This window comes from Spirillospora sp. NPDC049652, from assembly GCF_040675125.1.
In the GTDB taxonomy this organism is placed as follows: domain Bacteria; phylum Actinomycetota; class Actinomycetes; order Streptosporangiales; family Streptosporangiaceae; genus Spirillospora.
The window spans coordinates 1-1,847 of record NZ_JBFAOF010001212.1; the positions used below are offsets into that span (position 1 = coordinate 1).

Below are 1,847 nucleotides of genomic sequence, written 5' to 3' on the forward strand. Positions count from 1 at the left end.
CGAGAGGACCGCCGGGTCCGTCCAGCCGTTCTCGGGCGCCTGGATCACGCCGTAGACCAGCAGCGCCAGGCCGGAGGCCGAGAGCGCCGCGCCGCCGAGGTCCAGCCGGGGCGAGGACGGGTCGCGGGACTCCGGCAGCAGCAGCGCGACCGCGACCACCCCGACGACGACCATCGGGACGTTGACCAGGAAGATCGAGCCCCACCAGAAGTGCTCCAGCAGCACGCCGCCGAGGAGCGGGCCGAGCGGCAGGCCGAGCGCCATCGAGCCGGACCAGACGGCGATCGCCCGGGTGCGCTCCTCCGGCGGGAAGATCGCGGGGAGCATCGACATCGACAGCGGCGTCACGACGCCCGCGCCGACGCCCATCGCCATCCGCGCGACGATCACGCCGTCCGCGCCGTCCACCAGGCTCCCGGCGAGCGACGCGGCGCCGAACAGGACGAGCCCGGCGAGCAGCAGCCGCTTGCGCCCGAACCGGTCGCCGAGCAGCCCGGCGGGGAGCAGCAGCGCGGCGAACACCAGCGTGTAGGCGTCCACGATCCACTGCAGCCGGCTGGTCCCGGCGTGCAGCCGCACGGAGAGCGTCGGCAGCGCGACGTTCAGGATCGTCATGTCGAACCCCAGGGCGAGCAGGGCGAGCGCGAGCGCGCCCAGCCCCCACCAGCGCCGTGCCTTCGCCGACAGCATGACAGTCACCTCTCTTTGAATGTCTCTACTAAATGAGAGTAACTGTCAAAAGATGGACGCTGTCAATGCGGGGCGAGTCTGGCGTTCCGGCCGGACGGGTTGTAATTTTGATTACATGGCTACTAGTGAAGCGGTCGAGGCCGTCCGCGGCTGGTTCGCGGGCCGCCTGCCGGACGGCTGGTTCGAGGGCGCGCCGGAGATCGTGCTGGACCGCGAGGAGATCGGCGTCGTCGGCCGCCTCCCCGAGCCGCCCGGCGCCGCCGACGTGTCCGGCACCGAGCGCGCCGAGATGCACGCGGGGCACGTCCACAAGTTCCGCGAGGGCACCCGCGACCAGCGCATCGCCATCGCCCGCGAGGCCGAGCACCGGTTCGGCCGCAAGGTCTCCTGGGGCGCGTCCTGCGGCGACCACAGCGAGATGTTCACCACGCTGTCGGTGCCCGTCATGACCCGGCTGCGCCAGCCCGAGCGGCGCGTCCTGGACACCCTGGTGGACGCCGGCGTCGCCCGCAGCCGCAGCGACGCGCTCGCCTGGTGCGTCCGGCTCGTCGGCAAGAACACCGACGCCTGGCTCACCGAACTCCGCACCGCCCTGGAGCACGTCGAGCGCGCCCGCGCCGCCGGCCCCCAGGCCTGACCCGCGCCCGGCGAAGCGGCGGACCGTCCGCCGGCAAAGGACCGGTCCCCGGTGCGATGCCGCAGGTCAACGGGGCTGACCGGGATTTGCCCGATCTTCGCGGGCGGGTGGTGGGGGTTTTGAGGAGGCCCCGCCTAGGGTGATCTTTGTGGGAGGACTTCGCTGCCTGGACGGGTCGGCGCTCGCGGTCGTGCCGGTCGCGGCGCGGGACCGCCGGGGACTCGCCTACGAGGTCACGCTCGAACTGCGCCGCGACGGCGACCTGTTCGGGCGCGTCGGGGAGCGCTGCGGCTACTTCCTCGGCGATCTGGCCCGGCGGCTCGCCGCGGCGCGGGCGGAGGACTCCCCGCAGGCCCTGGTCTGGCCCGATCCGGACGACCGGTTCCCCGACGCCGCCGGCGGCCGCTGGATCTGCGGCCCCGGCACGGGCAGCGAGCCCGAGCTGTTCGCCTTCCGCTACCGGGACCGGGGCGACCTCGCCGGCACCGGTGAGCTGCGGTGCAGTGTGCGCACGTCAGCC

At 73.5% G+C, this 1,847-nt stretch carries 3 protein-coding genes; 2 read left to right on the plus strand and 1 reads right to left on the minus strand.

The window, feature by feature from the left end; genetic code table 11:
* Positions 1–690: MFS transporter (locus AB0J52_RS38650; RefSeq protein ID WP_500188013.1), on the minus strand; the 690-nt coding region annotated here is incomplete at its 3' end.
* 115 nt (positions 691–805) lie between these two features.
* On the opposite strand from AB0J52_RS38650, the gene abmR reads away from it, so the two are divergent.
* Together abmR and AB0J52_RS38660 are read left to right on the plus strand one after the other, a co-directional pair.
* On the plus strand, positions 806–1,327 hold the full coding sequence (gene abmR / locus AB0J52_RS38655; protein ID WP_500188015.1) for an ATP-binding transcription factor AbmR: 522 nt from the start codon (positions 806–808) through the stop codon (positions 1,325–1,327).
* 148 nt (positions 1,328–1,475) lie between these two features.
* On the plus strand, positions 1,476–1,847 hold a 372-nt coding region (locus AB0J52_RS38660), incomplete at its 3' end, for a hypothetical protein (protein WP_500188016.1).